Origin of the sequence: Streptomyces liangshanensis (genome assembly GCF_011694815.1) — a bacterium.
Classification (GTDB): domain Bacteria; phylum Actinomycetota; class Actinomycetes; order Streptomycetales; family Streptomycetaceae; genus Streptomyces; species Streptomyces liangshanensis.
This window is the reverse complement of record NZ_CP050177.1, coordinates 3,510,958-3,526,858: the sequence shown is the minus strand read 5'-3', so window position 1 is coordinate 3,526,858 and position 15,901 is coordinate 3,510,958. Positions and strand designations below refer to the sequence as shown.

Here is a 15,901-nt window from a genome sequence, read left to right as displayed (position 1 = left end):
CTGTCAGGTACGGAGGAGCAGGGCCCCTACGGGCCGTTTCCGCCGCCGTCCTGGCCGTTCCCGCCGCCGTTGCCGTTCCCGCCGCTCAGCAGCCCCGGCCGCACCGAGAAGTCCGGGAAGGGGTTGTCGCCGCCGTTCCCACCGCCCCCGTTCCCACCGTCACCGTTGCCGCCGCCATCGCCGTTCCCGCCGTCCGTCTGGCCCGCGATGTCACCCGGCTTAGCGTCCCCGTTCTCCGGCTTCGCGTCCTTCCTCGGAGGATCCGGGATGCTGATCTCGTTGAACGGCGGAGCCGGGTGCCCGGCCAGCGCGCCCGTCATGGCGTCCTTCCAGATCGGCCCCGGCACCTGCCCACCGAAGACCTTCGCCTGGTACTCGCCACCGATGGTGATGTTCACCATCTTCCGCTTGTGCTGCGGGTCACCGACCCACACCGCGCCCGACATGTTCGGCGTGTAGCCGACGAACCAGGCCGCGTAGCGGTAGTCCGTCGTACCGGTCTTGCCCGCGCTCGGCCGCTGCGGGCCGAGGCCCGCCTCCGTACCGGTACCGTCCTCCACCACGCCCTTGAGCAGCGTGTTGATGGTGTCGGCGGTCTTCTCGGACATCGCGCGGTTGCAGGTCGACTTCGGCACCGGCAGCTGCTTCTTGCCGGGGCCGGTGATCGACTCGATCGCGATCGGCGAGCAGTACATGCCGCGGCTGGCGAACGTCGCGTACGCCGACGCCATGGTCAGCGGCGACATCTCCTGCGTGCCCAGGGTGATCGACGGCACCTGCTGGATCCGGTTGCCGTCGGCCCGCTTGACGCCCATCTTGGTGGCCATGTCGGTCACCGGGCAGACGCCGATCTTGCTGATCAGCTCGACGTAGTAGGTGTTGACCGACTTCGCGGTCGCTTCCTTCATGTCGTACGGGCCGTGCTCCGACTCGTTCTCGTTCTCGACCGGGACGTCCCTGTCGTTCCAGGGACCGTCGCAGGTCTGGACCGGCCGCGGGTACGTCATCTGGTACGGGGACGGGAACTGCTGCGTCGCCGGAATGCCCTGCTCCAGCGCCGCCGCCGCGACGATCGGCTTGAACGTCGACCCCGGCTGGTACCCGGCGCCGCCGCCCATGTTCTGGTTCACGGACAGGTTGATCTGGGTCTCGTTCTTCCCGAAGCCGTACGGCCGCGACTGGCCCATGGCCAGGATCTTGCCGGTGCCCGGCTCGACGATCGACAGCGCCGTCGCGACCGGGTCGCTCTTGTAGACGTGGTCCTTGATCGACGCCTGCGCCGACTTCTGCGCCTGCGGGTCCAGCGTCGTACGGATCGTCAGCCCGCCCTGGTTCCAGACCTTGGCGCGCGCCTCGCGCGTCTTGCCGAAGACCGGGTCGGTGAGGAAGACCTCGCGGACGTAGTCGCAGAAGAAGCCCGCGCCGCTGACGGCGGTGATGCAGCCGTTCTTCGGCTTGCTGACCTTCAGCTTGATCGGCTCGGCGCCGGCCTTGTCGGCCTCGGCCTGCGTGACGGCGCCGACGTCGGCCATCCGCTGGAGGACGGTGTTACGGCGTTTCTGCGCCTCCGCCGGGTCGTTGACCGGGTCGTAGCGCGTCGGCGACTGGACGATGCCCGCCAGCATGGCGGCCTGGCCGAGGCTCAGGTTCTTCGCCGACGTGGAGAAGTACCGCTGCGACGCGGCCTCGATGCCGTACGCCTGCTGACCGAAGAAGGTGATGTTCAGATAGTTCTCGAGGATCTTCTTCTTGCCGAGCTCTTCCTCGACCTGGATCGCGTACTTCAACTCCTGGATCTTGCGGCCCAGCGTCTGCTGGGTGGCCTGCTTGAACTTCGTCGCGTCGTCGCCGGCCTCCTCGACGAACACGTTCTTCACGTACTGCTGGGTCAGTGTCGAGGCGCCTTCCGACACCCCGCCCGACTGCGCGTTGCGATTGGCCGCGCGGAGCACGCCCTTGAGGTCGATCGCCCCGTGCTCGTAGAAGCGCGAGTCCTCGATCGCGACGATCGCCTTCTGCATGTACGGGGAGATGTCCTTGAGCGGCACGACGGTGCGGTCACGCGAGTAGACCGTGGCGATCTGGCCGCCGTCGGCGTCCAGGATCTCGGTGCGCTGGCTCAGCGGCGGCGTCTTGAGATTGGCGGGGATCTCGTCGAATCCCTCGACCGTTCCCTTGGCCGCGAGTCCCAGCGCGCCGAACGCCGGCAAGGCGATTCCCGCCAGCACCGCTCCCGCGAGCACACTGACACCGAGGAATTTGGCGGCCTGCTGGGTCCCGGTCAGACCCCCGCCCGAGCGCTTCTTTGGCATGAGGGCAGCCTACGTTCTCATTCGCCGGACACGCGTCAAGGCTCTGGCCTAAGCTGTATCCAACTGTCACAGCAGTGGGGTTGCGCATCAAGCCCTCGGTGTGAACTTCCCGTGAACCCGAAACACGGGGAGCCACGTCTGTATTGAGTATGTCTGCCCCTGAACGTCCGTTGTGACTCACCCCTCTTGCCCCGCCGTGCCGGGTTCATGAGTGATGTCCTTCGCTCACTCCCCTGGGTGATCTACCACGCACGCATAGTCCGTTCGGGCCATTCAAGATTGGGCCCGAAGGGGGTGTTGCGCTGTGCCCGCCTTCCGTAACGTCCTCAACTGGCAGCGGTGAATATGCCGCTGCCGCCGTGGGGGAGCCTCGATTCGGGAGAGGACGGCGCCGGAATGGGCTGGGTAACCGACTGGAGTGCGCAGGCAGCTTGCCGCACTACCGATCCGGATGAATTGTTCGTGCAAGGTGCAGCGCAGAACAGGGCCAAGGCGGTGTGCACCGGTTGCCCGGTGCGCACGGAGTGCCTGGCGGACGCGCTGGACAACCGCGTCGAGTTCGGCGTGTGGGGTGGGATGACGGAGCGGGAGCGCCGCGCGTTGCTGCGCAGGCGTCCGACCGTCACGTCGTGGCGAAGACTGCTCGAAACCGCGCGTACCGAGTACGAGCGCGGCGCGGGCCTCCTGCCCGTGGGCCTGGAGGACGACGAGACGTACGAGACGTACGCGGCCGCGGGATAGCGGCGGACGTACGGATCCGTACGACCCGTACGGCTCGCGCAGCACGTGGAGCGCGTACGACTGCTACGTCCGGTGTGCGTCCGGACGTGCGCGGCCGGTAGTGCGTGGGCGGTACGGCCTGACGGCGGTACGGCCCGGTAGTGGGACCGGTGGTGGCGGCTCGATCAGCCGCGCCACCGAGCGCGTCCTCGCAGGTCAGGTCGTACTACGACCCGCCGCGAGGTGATCACCGATGGCCCTGAGCCCGGCGAGGTCATGAACGTCGCCGGGCAGGGCGGCCACCTCGGCCACCGCGACCTCCGGATGCAGCGCGGTGAAGCGGTCGCGCGTGCGTCGTTCGCGCGCGAGCACCTGCATCCGTTCGGCGTGCAGACGCAGCAAACCAGCGGTCAGCTGTTCCACACTTGTGACAGAAGGTGTGACGGAACCCGCCCCGGGGGCAGGCGCAGTTGTGGACAAGTCGGACACGGGGGCTTCGGGGGACTCGGGGGGCGGCTCGGGCGGCGCCTCGGAGGCCCGGGGAGAGGAGCCTGCCGCGGCTGCGACGCCACGAGGAGGAGCATTCCCGGGCTCCTGATCCACAATGCCGCCCTCTTCAAGATTTTCCGCGGCGGCCAGGGCGCGCTCGGCGGAGAGCCGCGCCGCGCCGCTGCCGTGCACCCGGTTGAGCACCAGACCCGCCAGCGGCATCTCCTCGGCGGCCAGCCTCTCCACGAAGTACGCCGCCTCGCGCAGGGCGTCCCGCTCCGGCGCCGCGACCACCAGGAACGCCGTGCCGGGCGCCTGGAGGAGCCGGTACGTCGCCTCCGCGCGCGTCCGCAGCCCGCCGAACATCGAGTCCATCGCCGTCACGAACATCTGCACGTCACCGAGGAACTGGCCGCCCAGCACCTTCCCGATCGTGCCGGTCATCATCGACATCCCGACGTTCAGGAACTTCATCCCGGCCCGGCCGCCGACCTTGGCCGGCGCCATCAGCAACCTGATGAACTTCCCGTCCAGGAACGACCCGAGGCGCTTCGGCGCGTCCAGGAAGTCCAGCGCGGAGCGCGAGGGCGGGGTGTCGACGATGATCAGGTCCCAGGAGTCCCGCGCCCGCAACTGCCCGAGCTTCTCCATCGCCATGTACTCCTGCGTGCCCGCGAACCCGGCCGACAGGGACTGGTAGAAGGGGTTGTCCAGGATGGCGCGCGCCCGGTCGCGGTCCGCGTGCGCCTCGACGATCTCGTCGAACGTCCGCTTCATGTCGAGCATCATGGCGTGCAGTTCGCCCGGACCCTCGACGCCCTTGACCTGGCGCGGGGTGTTGTCGAGCGAGTCGATGCCCATGGACTGGGCCAGCCGGCGGGCCGGGTCGATCGTGAGCACGACCACCTTGCGCCCGCGCTCCGCCGCCCGTACGCCGAGAGCCGCCGCCGTGGTCGTCTTGCCGACGCCGCCGGAGCCGCAGCACACGATGATGCGGGTGTCCGGGTCGTCGAGCAGGGGATCGATCTCCAGGGGGGCGGCCGCGGCGTCGAGGGCGGGGGAGGTCCGGCCGGCGGCGGATGCGGTGGGCTGGGTCCGGGTCATGCGAAGGCCTTCCCGAGTTGCCGTAGCTCCCCCGCCAGCCGGTAGAGACCGGCGAGGTCCATCCCCTCGCCGATCAGGGGGAGTTCGTACGTGGGCAGGCCCAGCTTCGCCAGGACCGCCCGCTGCTCGCGCTCCAGCTCCACGCGCTGCGCGTGCTCCGCCGCCTGGTCGAGCAGCGGACCCACCAGCTTCGTGGGGGCGCCGACCCCCGCCGTACCGAGCGCCTTCGCGACCTCCTTGCGACGGTCGCCCGACGCGGCGCGCACGGCTGCCTCGTCCAGGAGATGGGGCCGTACCTGGTTCACGATCACCTTGCCGACCGGCAGCTCCACGGCCCGCAGCTCGGCGATGCCGTCCACGGTCTCCTGGACCGGCATCTCCTCCAGCAGCGTCACCAGGTGCACGGCCGTCCCCGGCGACTTGAGGACCCGCATCACCGCCTGCGCCTGATTGTGTATGGGGCCGATCTTCGCCAGCCCCGCCACCTCGTCGTTCACGTTCAGGAAGCGCGTGATGCGCCCGGTGGGCGGCGCGTCCATCACCACGTAGTCGTAGGCGAAACGTCCCTGCCTGTCCCTGCGCCGGACCGCCTCGCACGCCTTGCCGGTCAGCAGGACGTCCCGGACGCCTGGGGCGATCGTCGTCGCGAAGTCGATCGCGCCGAGCTTCTTGAGGGCCCGCCCCGCGCCGCCGAGCTTGTAGAACATCTGGAGGTAGTCGAGAAGGGCGCGCTCGGCGTCGATCGCCAGCGCGTACACCTCCCCGCCGCCCGAGGCGACGGCGATCTTGCGTTCCTCGTACGGAAGGGCCTCCGTCTCGAAGAGCTGTGCGATGCCCTGCCTGCCCTCGACCTCGACGAGGAGGGTGCGCTTGCCCTCCGTCGCGAGGGCGAGCGCGAGGGCGGCGGCGACCGTCGTCTTACCGGTACCGCCCTTGCCGCTGACGACCTGGAGCCTGCTCACGTATTCGAGCCTAACCAGTAAGGCCGCGGGCTACGCACGAGGCTGCCCGGCGGTACGCGTACGGTCGCCGGGCGGTACGGATACAGCCGCCCGCGCCGTACGGATACAGTCGCCCCCATGACCAAGTGGGAATACGCGACCGTGCCCCTTCTCGTGCACGCGACCAAGCAGATCCTGGACACCTGGGGCGAGGACGGCTGGGAGCTCGTCCAGGTCGTGCCCGGGCCGAACAACCCCGAGCAGCTCGTGGCCTACCTGAAGCGGGAGCGGGCCGCGTGAGCGCGTCGGACAGCACGGCGACCGGGACCGTCGAGGCCGCCCTCGCCGGGCTCGGCCTGACCCTGCCCGAGGTGGTCGCGCCGCTGGCGTCGTACCAGCCGGCCGTACGGACGGGCCTCTACGTCTACACGTCGGGCCAGCTCCCGATGGTGGAGGGCAAGCTTCCGGTCACCGGCAAGGTCGGGGCCGAGGTCACGCCCGAGGAGGCGAAGGACCTCGCGCGCATCTGCGCCCTGAACGCCCTGGCCGCCGTGAAGTCGGTCACCGGCGACCTGGACCGCATCGCGCGGGTGGTGAAGGTGACGGGGTTCGTCGCCTCGGCGGCGGACTTCACCGGCCAGCCGGCGGTGGTCAACGGCGCCAGCGAGCTCCTGGGCCAGGCCCTCGGTGACAAGGGCGTGCACGCGCGCAGCGCGGTGGGCGTCGCGGTCCTGCCGCTGGACGCGCCGGTCGAGGTCGAGATCCTGGTGGAACTGACGGAGGCGTGAGGCCGGCGTCCTGAGTCGTGACGGTGCGGGCGGGTGCCTTGCCGAGGGCGGGCAGCGCGTTCGGGAGGCGGGTGGCTCTCGAACATCGGGTCCTCAGCGCATAGCATCCCGCCATGCCCAATGGTCAGTGGTACCCGCCGGAGTGGCCCGAACGGATCCGGGCCCTCGCCGCCGGTGAGATCACCGCGGTGACGCCACGGCGCGCGGCCACCGTGATGCTGCTGCGTGACGATCACGCGGGCCTCCGCGGGCCCGAGGTGCACATGTTGCGGCGGCAGGCCTCGATGGCCTTCGCGGCCGGCGCGTACGTCTATCCCGGCGGCGGCGTCGACCCCCGTGACGACAACCGGCCGGTCGGCTGGGCCGGGCCCGGCCGGGACGTCTGGGCGGGCCGCCTCGGCGTCGACGCGGCCTCCGCGCAGGCCATCGTCTGCGCCGCCGTCCGCGAGACGTTCGAGGAGGCCGGCGTCCTGCTCGCGGGCGAGACGCCCGGGACCGTCGTCGGCGACACCACCGGCGACGACTGGGAGGCCGACCGCGCGGCCCTCGTCCGCCACGAGCTGTCCTTCGCCGACCTGCTCGACCGCCGCGGCCTGGTCCTGCGCAGCGACCTGCTCGGCGCGTGGGCGCGCTGGATCACCCCGGAGTTCGAACCGCGCCGCTACGACACCTGGTTCTTCGTGGCCGCCCTGCCGACCGGGCAGCGCACCAGGAACGCGTCCACGGAGGCCGACCGTACGGTGTGGATCAGGCCGGCCGCGGCCATCGAGGCGTACGACAAGGGCGACCTGCTGATGATGCCGCCGACCGTCTCGACCCTGCGCGCGCTCACGGCGTACGGTTCGGCGGCCGAGGCGCTCGCCGCCGCCGCCGCAGCAGCCGACGACGCCGCCGCGGGGGGCCCGGACCTGACGCCCGTGCTGGCGACGGCCCGGCTGGTGGACGGCGAGCTGGTACTGAGCTGGCCGGGCCACGACGAGTTCACGAAGCGCGTGGACCCGGTCGGTACGGGCGCGGCCACGCCCCCGGGAGCCAATCCCGCGGCCCGAGCCGAGGGAGGGCCCCGATGACGGACGCCGCGGCCTTGCCCGGCCAGCCGCGCGGCGGCACGCTCTCCGGCCCGGCCACCACCCGCGCCGTCAACGTCCTCGCGCCCAACGCCTCCGCCATGACCCTGGACGGCACCAACACCTGGATCGTCGCGGAGCCGGACTCCGACCTCGCCGTGGTCATCGACCCCGGCCCCCTGGACGACCTCCACCTGAAAGCGGTCGTCGCCACCGCCGAGCGCGCCGGGAAGCGGGTCGCGCTGACCCTGCTCACCCACGGCCACCCGGACCACGCCGAGGGCGCGGCGCGCTTCGCCCAGCTGACCCGTACCCACGTCAGAGCCCTCGACCCCGCGCTGCGCCTCGGCGACGAAGGGCTCGCGGCGGGCGACGTGATCACCACCGGCGGGCTGGAACTGCGGGTCGTCCCGACCCCGGGCCACACCGGCGACTCGCTCTGCTTCCACCTGCCCGCCGACCGCGCCGTACTGACGGGCGACACGATTCTCGGCCGGGGGACGACGGTCGTCGCCCACCCGGACGGCAGGCTCGGCGACTACCTGGACTCGCTGCGCCGCCTGCGCTCGCTGACGGTGGACGACGGCGTTCATACGGTGCTCCCGGGCCACGGTCCCGTGCTGGAGGACGCCCAGGGGGCGGTCGAGTTCTACCTCGCCCACCGCGCGAACCGGCTGGCCCAGGTCGAGACCGCCGTCGAGAACGGCCACCGCACCCCGTCCGAGGTGGTGGAACAGGTCTACGCGGCCGTGGACAGATCCCTCTGGCCGGCGGCGGAGCTGTCGGTACGGGCGCAGCTGGAGTACTTGCGCGAACACGGCCTGATCACCTGATCGCCGCGGGGCGCCGGGGTCAGCCGCTCAACCCGCCGGCGGGCCACCCCTCACCCCGCCCCCGACACACCTCCGTCCGGGCGCCGGTGCGGCGGCCCGGACGGAGGTCGTCCTACGGATACGGCGGGTTCAGGCCGAGGGCGTCGAACCTCAGGGCCTCAGGGCCTCAGCGCCTCAGCGGGTCAGCGCGAGCGCTTCGCGAGCCGTTCCACGTCCAGCAGGATCACCGCGCGCGCCTCCAGCCGCAGCCACCCGCGCTGGGCGAAGTCCGCGAGCGCCTTGTTGACCGTCTCGCGGGACGCGCCGACCAGCTGGGCCAGCTCCTCCTGCGTCAGGTCGTGCACGACGTGGATGCCCTCCTCCGACTGCACGCCGAAGCGGCGCGACAGGTCGAGGAGCGCGCGGGCCACCCGGCCCGGGACGTCGGAGAAGACCAGGTCGGACATCTGGTCGTTGGTCTTGCGGAGCCGGCGCGCGACCGCGCGCAGCAGCGCCGTGGCCACCTCGGGCCGCGCGTTCAGCCAGGGCTGGAGGTCGCCGTGGCCGAGGCCGAGCAGCTTGACCTCGGTGAGCGCGCTCGCCGTGGCCGTACGCGGGCCGGGGTCGAAGAGGGACAGCTCGCCGATCAGCTCGCCGGGGCCCAGCACGGCCAGCATGTTCTCCCGGCCGTCCGGGGAAGTGCGGTGGAGCTTGACCTTGCCTTCGGTGACCACATAGAGACGGTCGCCGGGGTCGCCCTCGTGGAAGAGAGCATCACCGCGGGCCAGCGTCGCTTCACTCATGGAGGCGCGGAGCTCTCCGGCCTGCTCGTCATCGAGCGCCGCGAAGAGCGGGGCACGCCGCAGAACGTCGTCCACGTGTTCTCTCCTTGTCGACCTGCTCAGGGAACCAGAGCGGAACCAGGGTCCCCATAATGCCGTACGTGCTGTCCGTTCTCGGGTGGCTCCGTATCTCACGGCCCTCTCGCCGTCTGCCGTGCCACCCCGTGTTCGAAACCGTGTGATCGGTCACAAGCTTGACGTACAGGGGCCCCGGACCGTGCCCGGGAGGCCGATTCGGGTGGTGATCGGCCGTGGCCGGGGCGGATGTCGGTGCAGGGCTTTAGGCTGGCCGGGTGTCCAAAAAGCCGGTGACAGCGCAGGCAGAGGGGGCTGGAGAAGTGGCGGCCGACCACAATTCCGCTGTGGGCGAACAGCCCTCGGAGAAACCGAGAAAAGCGACGAAAGCCGCTACGCCCGTCCGTAGCGCGGCGAAACCGGAATCGAGACTGGCCATGGTCCGGCGGGCCCGGCGGATCAACCGCGAGCTGGCCGATGTCTATCCGTACGCCCACCCGGAGCTGGACTTCCGGAATCCGTTCGAGCTGCTGATCGCGACGGTCCTGTCCGCCCAGACGACCGACCTGCGGGTGAACCAGACCACCCCCGCGCTCTTCGCCGCCTACCCCACGCCCGAGGACATGGCCGCCGCCGTGCCCGAGGAGCTGGAGCAGATCATCCGCCCGACGGGCTTCTTCCGGGCCAAGGCGCGGTCCGTCATAGGGCTGTCGAAGGCGCTCCGCGACAACTTCGGCGGCGAGGTCCCCGGCCGCCTCGCCGACCTGGTGACGCTGCCCGGAGTGGGGCGCAAGACGGCGAACGTGGTGCTGGGCAACGCGTTCGGGGTCCCCGGCCTGACGGTCGACACCCACTTCGGCCGGCTGGTGCGCCGCTGGAAGTGGACGGAGCAGGAGGACCCGGAGAAGGTCGAGGCGGAGATCGAGGCGATCTTCCCCAAGAGCGAGTGGACGATGCTCTCGCACCGGGTGATCTTCCACGGCCGCCGGATCTGCCACTCACGCAAGCCCGCGTGCGGCGCCTGCCCGATCGCGCACCTCTGTCCGTCGTACGGGGTGGGGGAGACGGACCCGGAGAAGGCGGAGAAGCTCCTCAAGTACGAGAAGGGCGGCTACCCGGGCCAGCGCCTGAGCCCGCCCCCCGACTACCCGGGCAGGCCCGCGCCCCCGCTGGGCGCGAGCGCGGACGCCGGGACCGGCGGCGACGCGGGGGCCGAATGAGCGACGGGCGGCCGGTGGACCGGGGGCTGACCGCTGTACGGGGGGCTGACCGCTGTACGGGGGCTGACAGCCCCCGTACAGAGCGCGGTCGCACAGAAGAACCGCGCGCGTTGAGCGTATGAGGGGCCCCCGCCGTATGACGTCACAGCCGCACGACGCGAGTGCCGTGCGGCGACGCGTGACGGCCGCGCGGCGACACACACGGGCGGAGCCGGACGAGGGCGGAACGATCCGGCCGACGGCAGGCGTTATGCGACAGGGGTGCAGATGACGCGCGCTGACAGGACGTACCACGACCGGATGTACGACGACGGGACGACCGGGCTCGACGTGACCACGGACGGGCTGCCCGAGTGGCTCATGCCCGTCGCGCGCGCCGCGCTCGGCGTGGCGCCCGAGCAGCTGAGCCGTTTCCTGCCGCCCAAGAGCGGCGGCGGACGCCAGTCCGCCGTGCTCATCCTCTTCGGGGAGGGCGAGCGCGGCCCCGAGCTGCTCCTCATGGAGCGGGCGGGCAGCCTGCGCTCGCACCCGGGCCAGCCGTCGTTCCCCGGCGGCGCGCTCGACCCCGAGGACGGCGACCCGGCGACCACCGGACCGCTGCGGGCCGCCCTGCGGGAGGCCGAGGAGGAGACCGGCCTCGACCCGTCGGGGGTCCAGCTCTTCGCGGTGCTCCCCGCCCTCTACATCCCCGTCAGCGGCTTCGTGGTGACGCCCGTGCTCGGCTGGTGGCGCCGGCCGACCCCGGTGGCCGCCGTCGACCCCGCCGAGACCGCCCGCGTCTTCACCGTCCCCGTGGCGGAGCTCACGGACCCCGACCACCGGGTCAGCGCCCTGCACCCGAGCGGGTACGTGGGCCCGGCGTTCCTGGTCGCGTCCACCCTGGTCTGGGGCTTCACCGCCGGACTCATCGACCGCATCCTGCATTTCGCCGGCTTCGAGGTCCCCTGGGACCGCTCGAAGGAGGTCCCACTGGACTGGCGCGCGTGACACGCTGACTCCGGGGGACGCGCCGGCCCCCGCGCGCCGCCCCCGCCCGACCCCGCTGCCCAGGCCGTTGACGAATCTGCGAGGCTAACGACGGTGAACGTGCTGGACATCCTGCTGCTGCTCGCCGCCGTGTGGTTCGCGATCGTCGGCTACCGCCAGGGCTTCGTGGTCGGCATCCTGTCGGTCGTCGGCTTCCTCGGGGGCGGCCTGGTCGCCGTGTACCTGCTCCCGGTGGTCTGGGACAACCTCACCGAGGACGCGGAGGTCTCCACCACGGCCGCCGTCGTCGCGGTCGTGATCGTCATCGTCTGCGCCTCCATCGGGCAGGCCTTCACGACCCACCTCGGCAACAAGCTCCGCCGCTACATCACGTGGTCCCCGGCCCGCGCCCTGGACGCGTCCGGCGGGGCGCTGGTCAACGTGTTCGCCATGCTGCTGGTCGCCTGGCTGATCGGCTCCGCCCTCGCGGGGACGACACTGCCGACGCTCGGCAAGGAGGTCCGCAGCTCCAAGGTGCTCCTCGGGGTCTCCCGGGTGATGCCCGGCCAGGCCTCCACGTGGTTCTCGGACTTCTCGTCCGTCCTCGCGCAGAACGGCTTCCCGCAGGTCTTCAGCCCCTTCGCCAACGAGCCGATCACCGCGGTCCAGCCCCCCGACCCCGCCCTCGCGGGCAGCCCCGTCGCGGCCCGCGCGCAGCGGTCCATCGTCAAGGTGGTCGGTACGGCGCAGAGCTGCGGCAAGGTCCTCGAAGGCTCCGGGTTCGTCTTCGCGGACCGCCGCGTGATGACCAACGCGCACGTGGTCGGCGGCGTGGAGCAGCCGACGGTCCAGATAGGCGGCGAGGGCAAGCTGTACGACGCGAAGGTCGTCCTCTACGACTGGCGGCGCGACATCGCCGTCCTGGACGTGCCGGACCTGCCCGCGACCCCGCTCCGCTTCAGCGGCAGCGAGGCGAGCAGCGGTGCCAACGCGATCGTCGCGGGCTTCCCCGAGAACGGCGCGTACGACGTGCGCTCCGCGCGCGTCCGGGGCCGTATCAACGCCAACGGGCCCGACATCTACCACCGGGGCGAGGTCAGCCGCCAGGTGTACTCGCTGTTCACGACCGTGCGCCAGGGCAACTCGGGCGGCCCGCTGCTCACGCCGGACGGCAAGGTGTACGGCGTGATCTTCGCGCGGTCGCTCGACGACGCGAACACGGGGTACGCCCTGACGGTCGACGAGATCCGCGAGGACATCGAGAAGGGCCGTACGGCCAATCAGGAGGTCGACAGCCAGGGGTGCGCGCTGTAGCCCGACGGCGGACCGTGGCCCGGTGGCGGATCCACCGGATCCGCGCGGGCGGGCCGCTCGTGGCTACGTGCGCGGGTGGCGCAGCCGCGCGGAGACCCAGCGGGCCCTGCGGCGGAGGATGAGGGAAATGCCGAGCCTCGGATCGTGTGCTCGATCCGGCGGGCCGCCCCTCTCGTGGGTGATCGGCGCGGTGGCCGAGCGGCGCTTGCGTGGTGCGTCACCGTAGTCGTGCGTCCAGCCCATACGGGGACGTGTGCCCGTGCCCCAAGGTCGATAACCGCCTGGGGGAGGGCCAATTGGCCTATGCGCCCGGCAAGTGGCGCTTCGTAGGACAGGTGTTCGCGGTGGGGCTCGGGAGGACCGTTCCGGCGCCGCCCGACGCCCCCTCAGCGGTCCGGTTCCGGGTCCTTCAGCCAGTTGATCAGCTCCGAGGAGAACGCCGCCGGGTCCTCCTCGTGCGGGAAGTGCCCGAGCCCGTCGAAGAGCCGCCACCGGTAGGGCGCCTCCACGTACTCCGCCGACCCCGCCGTGCTGCGCGTACGCATCGCCGGGTCCAGCGACCCGTGCAGCTGGAGGGTGGGCACCCGTACCGGGCGCTTCATGCGCCGGTTGAACTGGATGCCGTCCGGACGGGCCATCGACCGCACCATCCAGCGGTACGGCTCGATCGAGCAGTGCGCCGTGGACGGGATGGTCATCGCCCGCCGGTAGACGCCGATCGCCTCCTCGTCCGGCAGGGTCGGCCCCGACCACTCCCGGATCAGCTGCCCCACCAGCGCCGCGTCGTCCGCCACGAGCTGACGTTCCGGCAGCCACGGCCGCTGGAAGCCCCAGATGTACGAGCCGGCCCGGCTCTGCGACAGGTCGGAGAGCATCGAGGAGCGCCAGCGGCGCGGGTGCGGCATCGAGGACACCGCGAGCCTGCGCACCAGCTTGGGCCGCATGACGGCGGCCGTCCACGCGAGGTAGCCGCCCAGGTCGTGCCCCACGAGGGCCGCGTCGGGCTCGCCGAGGGAGCGCACGACGCCGGTGATGTCGAGCGCCAGGTTGGCGGGGTCGTACCCCCGCGGCGTACGGTCGCTGCCGCCCACCCCCCGCAGGTCCATGGCGACCGCCCGGTACCCGGCGTCCGCGAGCGCAGTCAGCTGGTGCCGCCACGTCCACCAGAACTGCGGGAACCCGTGCAGCAGCAGCACCAGCGGTCCGTCGCCCACCTCGGCGATGTGGAAGCGCGCGCCGTTGGCCGCCACGTCGCGGTGGACCCACGGGCCATCGAGGCGGACGGCGGAGGCGGAATCAGGGACGGTCATGCGGACGAGCGTGCCACAGACTTGGTCTCCTGCCGGACCCCCCGGGGGTGAGGCTTCGCGTTCTGGAGAACGGCCGCCGTCTCCTTGGACGAGGCGATGGTCTTCTCCGGCGGCTTGATCTTCTTGAACTTGAGTACGGCGAGCCCGGCCAGCAGGCCCGCGAGCACCACGAACGCCCCGCCCACGATCAGGAACGACCAGGCGAGGCCCAGTCCCCAGTTGTGGATGCCGTACGCCGCCGCGAAGCTGAACACCGGCAGCGAGAAGAGGGCGAGGATCCCCGCGACGGCGATGGCCCCGCCGCCGATCGCGCCCCGCTTGACGTCCTCCCGGATCTCCGCCTTGGCGAGCGCGATCTCGTCGTGCACCAGCCCGGACAGCTCGGTCGTCGCCTCGGCGACCAGCTGGCCGAGGCTGCGGTCGGCACTGACGGGTTCCACGATGACGCCGGTCCGGACTGCGTCGGCGGCTTTCCTGCCGGGGTCGCTCATCGGTGACTCCCTCTTCTCGCTCTGGGTCTCGCGTGTGTGGGTCATGTGTGGCGGATCCGTTGTCAGATCATGCCGGACCGTCGCCGTCATCGCGCGTTGCCCCCGCGTGTTCCGCCAGACGGCGGTGCTCGGCGGCCTTCGCCTCGAAGATCGCGGCCATGCGCAGGTGATACCCGGGATCGTCCTGTTCATAGATGTCCGGTACGCCGTCCTCGTCCTCGTCGCGCTCCTCGGCCTCGTACAGCGCCCGGTAGGTCCGTACGCGCAGCTTGAGCAGCACGCCGGCGAGGACCGCCGCCACGAGGGAGCCGAGCAGGACGGAGGCCTTCACCTCGTCGGTGAGCGCCGCGTTCCCGGCGAACGCCAGTTCGCCGATGAGGAGCGACACGGTGAAGCCGATCCCGGCGAGGACGGCGACCGCGAACACGTCGGGCCAGGCCAGGTCCTCGTTGAGGCGCGCCCGCGTGAAGCGCGCCGCGAGCCACGTACCGCCGAAGATGCCGACGGCCTTGCCCGCCACCAGCCCCAGGACCACCCCGAGGGTCTCCGGGCGGGTGAAGACGTCGCCGAGGACGCTCCCGGTCACCAGTACGCCCGCGGAGAAGAGCGCGAACACGGGCACGGCGACCCCCGCCGACAGGGGGCGCACCAGGTGCTCGACGCGCTCGCCCGGGGACCGGGTCTCGTCGCCGGTCCTGACGCAGCGGAGCATCAGGCCCATCGCCACGCCCGCGATGGTGGCGTGGACGCCGCTGTTGTACATGAGCCCCCAGTTGACGAGGGCGAGCGGGACGTACACGTACCAGCCCTTGACGCCCTTCCTGAGCAGCAGCCAGAAGAGCGCGAGGCCGGCGAACGCGCCGCCGAGCGCGGCGAAGTCCAGGTCGCTCGTGAAGAAGACGGCGATGATCAGGATCGCGAAGAGGTCGTCGACGACGGCGAGGGTGAGGAGGAAGGCGCGGAGCGCGGCGGGCAGGGAGGTGCCGAGGACGGCCAGGACGGCGAGGGCGAAGGCGATGTCGGTGGCCGTGGGCACGGCCCAGCCGTCGAGGGACCCGCCGCCCACCACGTTCACGACCAGGTAGACGAGCGCCGGGGTCGCCATCCCGCAGAGCGCGGCGATGACGGGGAGGGCGGCGGCCCGGGGATCGCGCAGCTCGCCGGCGACCAGCTCGCGCTTCAGCTCCACGCCGGCCACGAAGAAGAAGACGGCGAGGAGGCCGTCGGCCGCCCAGTGCTGGACGGAGAGGTGCAGGCCGAGGGCGGCGGGGCCGAGGTGGAAGTCACGTACGGAGGCGTACGAGGCGCTCGCCGGGGTGTTGGCCCAGATCAGGGCCGCGACGGCAGCGGCGAGGAGGAGCAGTCCGCCCACCGTCTCGGTACGCAGCGCGTCGGCGAGGTGGTTGCGCTCGGGCAGCGGCAGCCGGCCGAGGAACTTGCGGGCCGTGGTGGCCGTGGGGGCTGGCACGGGGTCGTACCTCCGGGGCGGTTCGGCGGACATGGCGGATCA

16 protein-coding genes are annotated in these 15,901 nt (G+C 71.6%); 8 read left to right on the top strand and 8 right to left on the bottom strand.

The window, feature by feature from the left end; all coding sequences use genetic code 11:
• Positions 1-26: 26 nt before the first annotated feature.
• On the bottom strand, positions 27-2,312 hold the full coding sequence (locus tag HA039_RS15205) for a transglycosylase domain-containing protein (RefSeq protein ID WP_167029465.1): 2,286 nt from the start codon (positions 2,310-2,312) through the stop codon (positions 27-29).
• A gap of 396 nt (positions 2,313-2,708) precedes the next feature.
• Between HA039_RS15205 and HA039_RS15195 the strand changes: the two genes are divergently transcribed.
• Positions 2,709-3,053: a WhiB family transcriptional regulator gene (locus HA039_RS15195; RefSeq protein ID WP_208298803.1), complete on the top strand. Its 345-nt coding sequence runs from the start codon at positions 2,709-2,711 to the stop codon at positions 3,051-3,053.
• Between the two features lie 195 nt (positions 3,054-3,248).
• On the opposite strand, the gene bagB is transcribed toward HA039_RS15195, so the two are convergent.
• Positions 3,249-4,625: an ATPase BagB gene (gene bagB, locus HA039_RS15190; RefSeq protein ID WP_167029462.1), complete on the bottom strand. Its 1,377-nt coding sequence runs from the start codon at positions 4,623-4,625 to the stop codon at positions 3,249-3,251.
• On the bottom strand, positions 4,622-5,587 hold the full coding sequence (gene bagA, locus HA039_RS15185; protein WP_167029458.1) for an ATPase BagA: 966 nt from the start codon (positions 5,585-5,587) through the stop codon (positions 4,622-4,624). Before bagA ends, bagB begins: the two co-directional genes overlap by 4 nt.
• Positions 5,588-5,704: 117 nt before the next feature.
• Between bagA and sp36 the strand changes: the two genes are divergently transcribed.
• The 4 genes from sp36 (at position 5,705) to HA039_RS15165 (ending at position 8,254) form a co-directional block, all read left to right on the top strand.
• Positions 5,705-5,866, top strand: a complete 162-nt coding sequence (gene sp36, locus HA039_RS15180; RefSeq protein ID WP_107018142.1) for a Sp36 family protein — start codon at positions 5,705-5,707, stop codon at positions 5,864-5,866.
• Positions 5,863-6,354, top strand: a complete 492-nt coding sequence (locus HA039_RS15175) for a RidA family protein (protein WP_167029454.1) — start codon at positions 5,863-5,865, stop codon at positions 6,352-6,354. The genes sp36 and HA039_RS15175 overlap by 4 nt, the downstream gene beginning before the upstream one ends.
• Before the next feature lie 113 nt (positions 6,355-6,467).
• Complete coding sequence (locus HA039_RS15170) at positions 6,468-7,424, top strand: NUDIX hydrolase (protein ID WP_167029451.1); 957 nt, start codon at positions 6,468-6,470, stop codon at positions 7,422-7,424.
• Positions 7,421-8,254 carry an MBL fold metallo-hydrolase gene (locus HA039_RS15165; protein WP_167029448.1) on the top strand — a complete coding sequence of 278 codons (834 nt, stop codon included), beginning with the start codon at positions 7,421-7,423 and terminating at the stop codon, positions 8,252-8,254. Before HA039_RS15170 ends, HA039_RS15165 begins: the two co-directional genes overlap by 4 nt.
• Before the next feature lie 182 nt (positions 8,255-8,436).
• Here HA039_RS15165 and HA039_RS15160 read toward each other — a convergent pair whose 3' ends face one another.
• Positions 8,437-9,111 carry a Crp/Fnr family transcriptional regulator gene (locus HA039_RS15160; protein WP_161307922.1) on the bottom strand — a complete coding sequence of 225 codons (675 nt, stop codon included), beginning with the start codon at positions 9,109-9,111 and terminating at the stop codon, positions 8,437-8,439.
• 302 nt (positions 9,112-9,413) lie between these two features.
• Here HA039_RS15160 and nth point away from each other — a divergent pair, with 302 nt between their 5' ends.
• The 3 genes from nth to HA039_RS15145 all read left to right on the top strand — a co-directional run bounded on the left by nth (position 9,414) and on the right by HA039_RS15145 (position 12,590).
• Positions 9,414-10,310 carry an endonuclease III gene (nth, locus tag HA039_RS15155; protein WP_167036834.1) on the top strand — a complete coding sequence of 299 codons (897 nt, stop codon included), beginning with the start codon at positions 9,414-9,416 and terminating at the stop codon, positions 10,308-10,310.
• A gap of 267 nt (positions 10,311-10,577) precedes the next feature.
• Positions 10,578-11,297, top strand: coding sequence for an NUDIX hydrolase (locus tag HA039_RS15150; protein ID WP_208298620.1), 720 nt, complete (start codon positions 10,578-10,580; stop codon positions 11,295-11,297).
• 93 nt (positions 11,298-11,390) lie between these two features.
• Positions 11,391-12,590, top strand: coding sequence for a MarP family serine protease (locus HA039_RS15145; RefSeq protein WP_167029445.1), 1,200 nt, complete (start codon positions 11,391-11,393; stop codon positions 12,588-12,590).
• Positions 12,591-12,653: 63 nt separating this feature from the next.
• Here the strand turns inward: HA039_RS15145 and HA039_RS33995 are convergent, their stop codons facing one another.
• The 4 genes from HA039_RS33995 to nhaA all read right to left on the bottom strand — a co-directional run bounded on the left by HA039_RS33995 (position 12,654) and on the right by nhaA (position 15,859).
• Positions 12,654-12,833, bottom strand: a complete 180-nt coding sequence (locus tag HA039_RS33995; RefSeq protein ID WP_167029442.1) for a hypothetical protein — start codon at positions 12,831-12,833, stop codon at positions 12,654-12,656.
• A gap of 143 nt (positions 12,834-12,976) precedes the next feature.
• Entirely contained in the window at positions 12,977-13,900 is a 924-nt protein-coding gene (locus HA039_RS15135) for an alpha/beta fold hydrolase (protein WP_167029439.1), read from the bottom strand.
• Entirely contained in the window at positions 13,897-14,391 is a 495-nt protein-coding gene (locus HA039_RS15130) for a phage holin family protein (protein WP_167036829.1), read from the bottom strand. Before HA039_RS15130 ends, HA039_RS15135 begins: the two co-directional genes overlap by 4 nt.
• 67 nt (positions 14,392-14,458) lie before the next feature.
• Positions 14,459-15,859, bottom strand: coding sequence for a Na+/H+ antiporter NhaA (gene nhaA, locus HA039_RS15125; protein ID WP_425086347.1), 1,401 nt, complete (start codon positions 15,857-15,859; stop codon positions 14,459-14,461).
• Between the last annotated feature and the right edge of the window lie 42 nt (positions 15,860-15,901).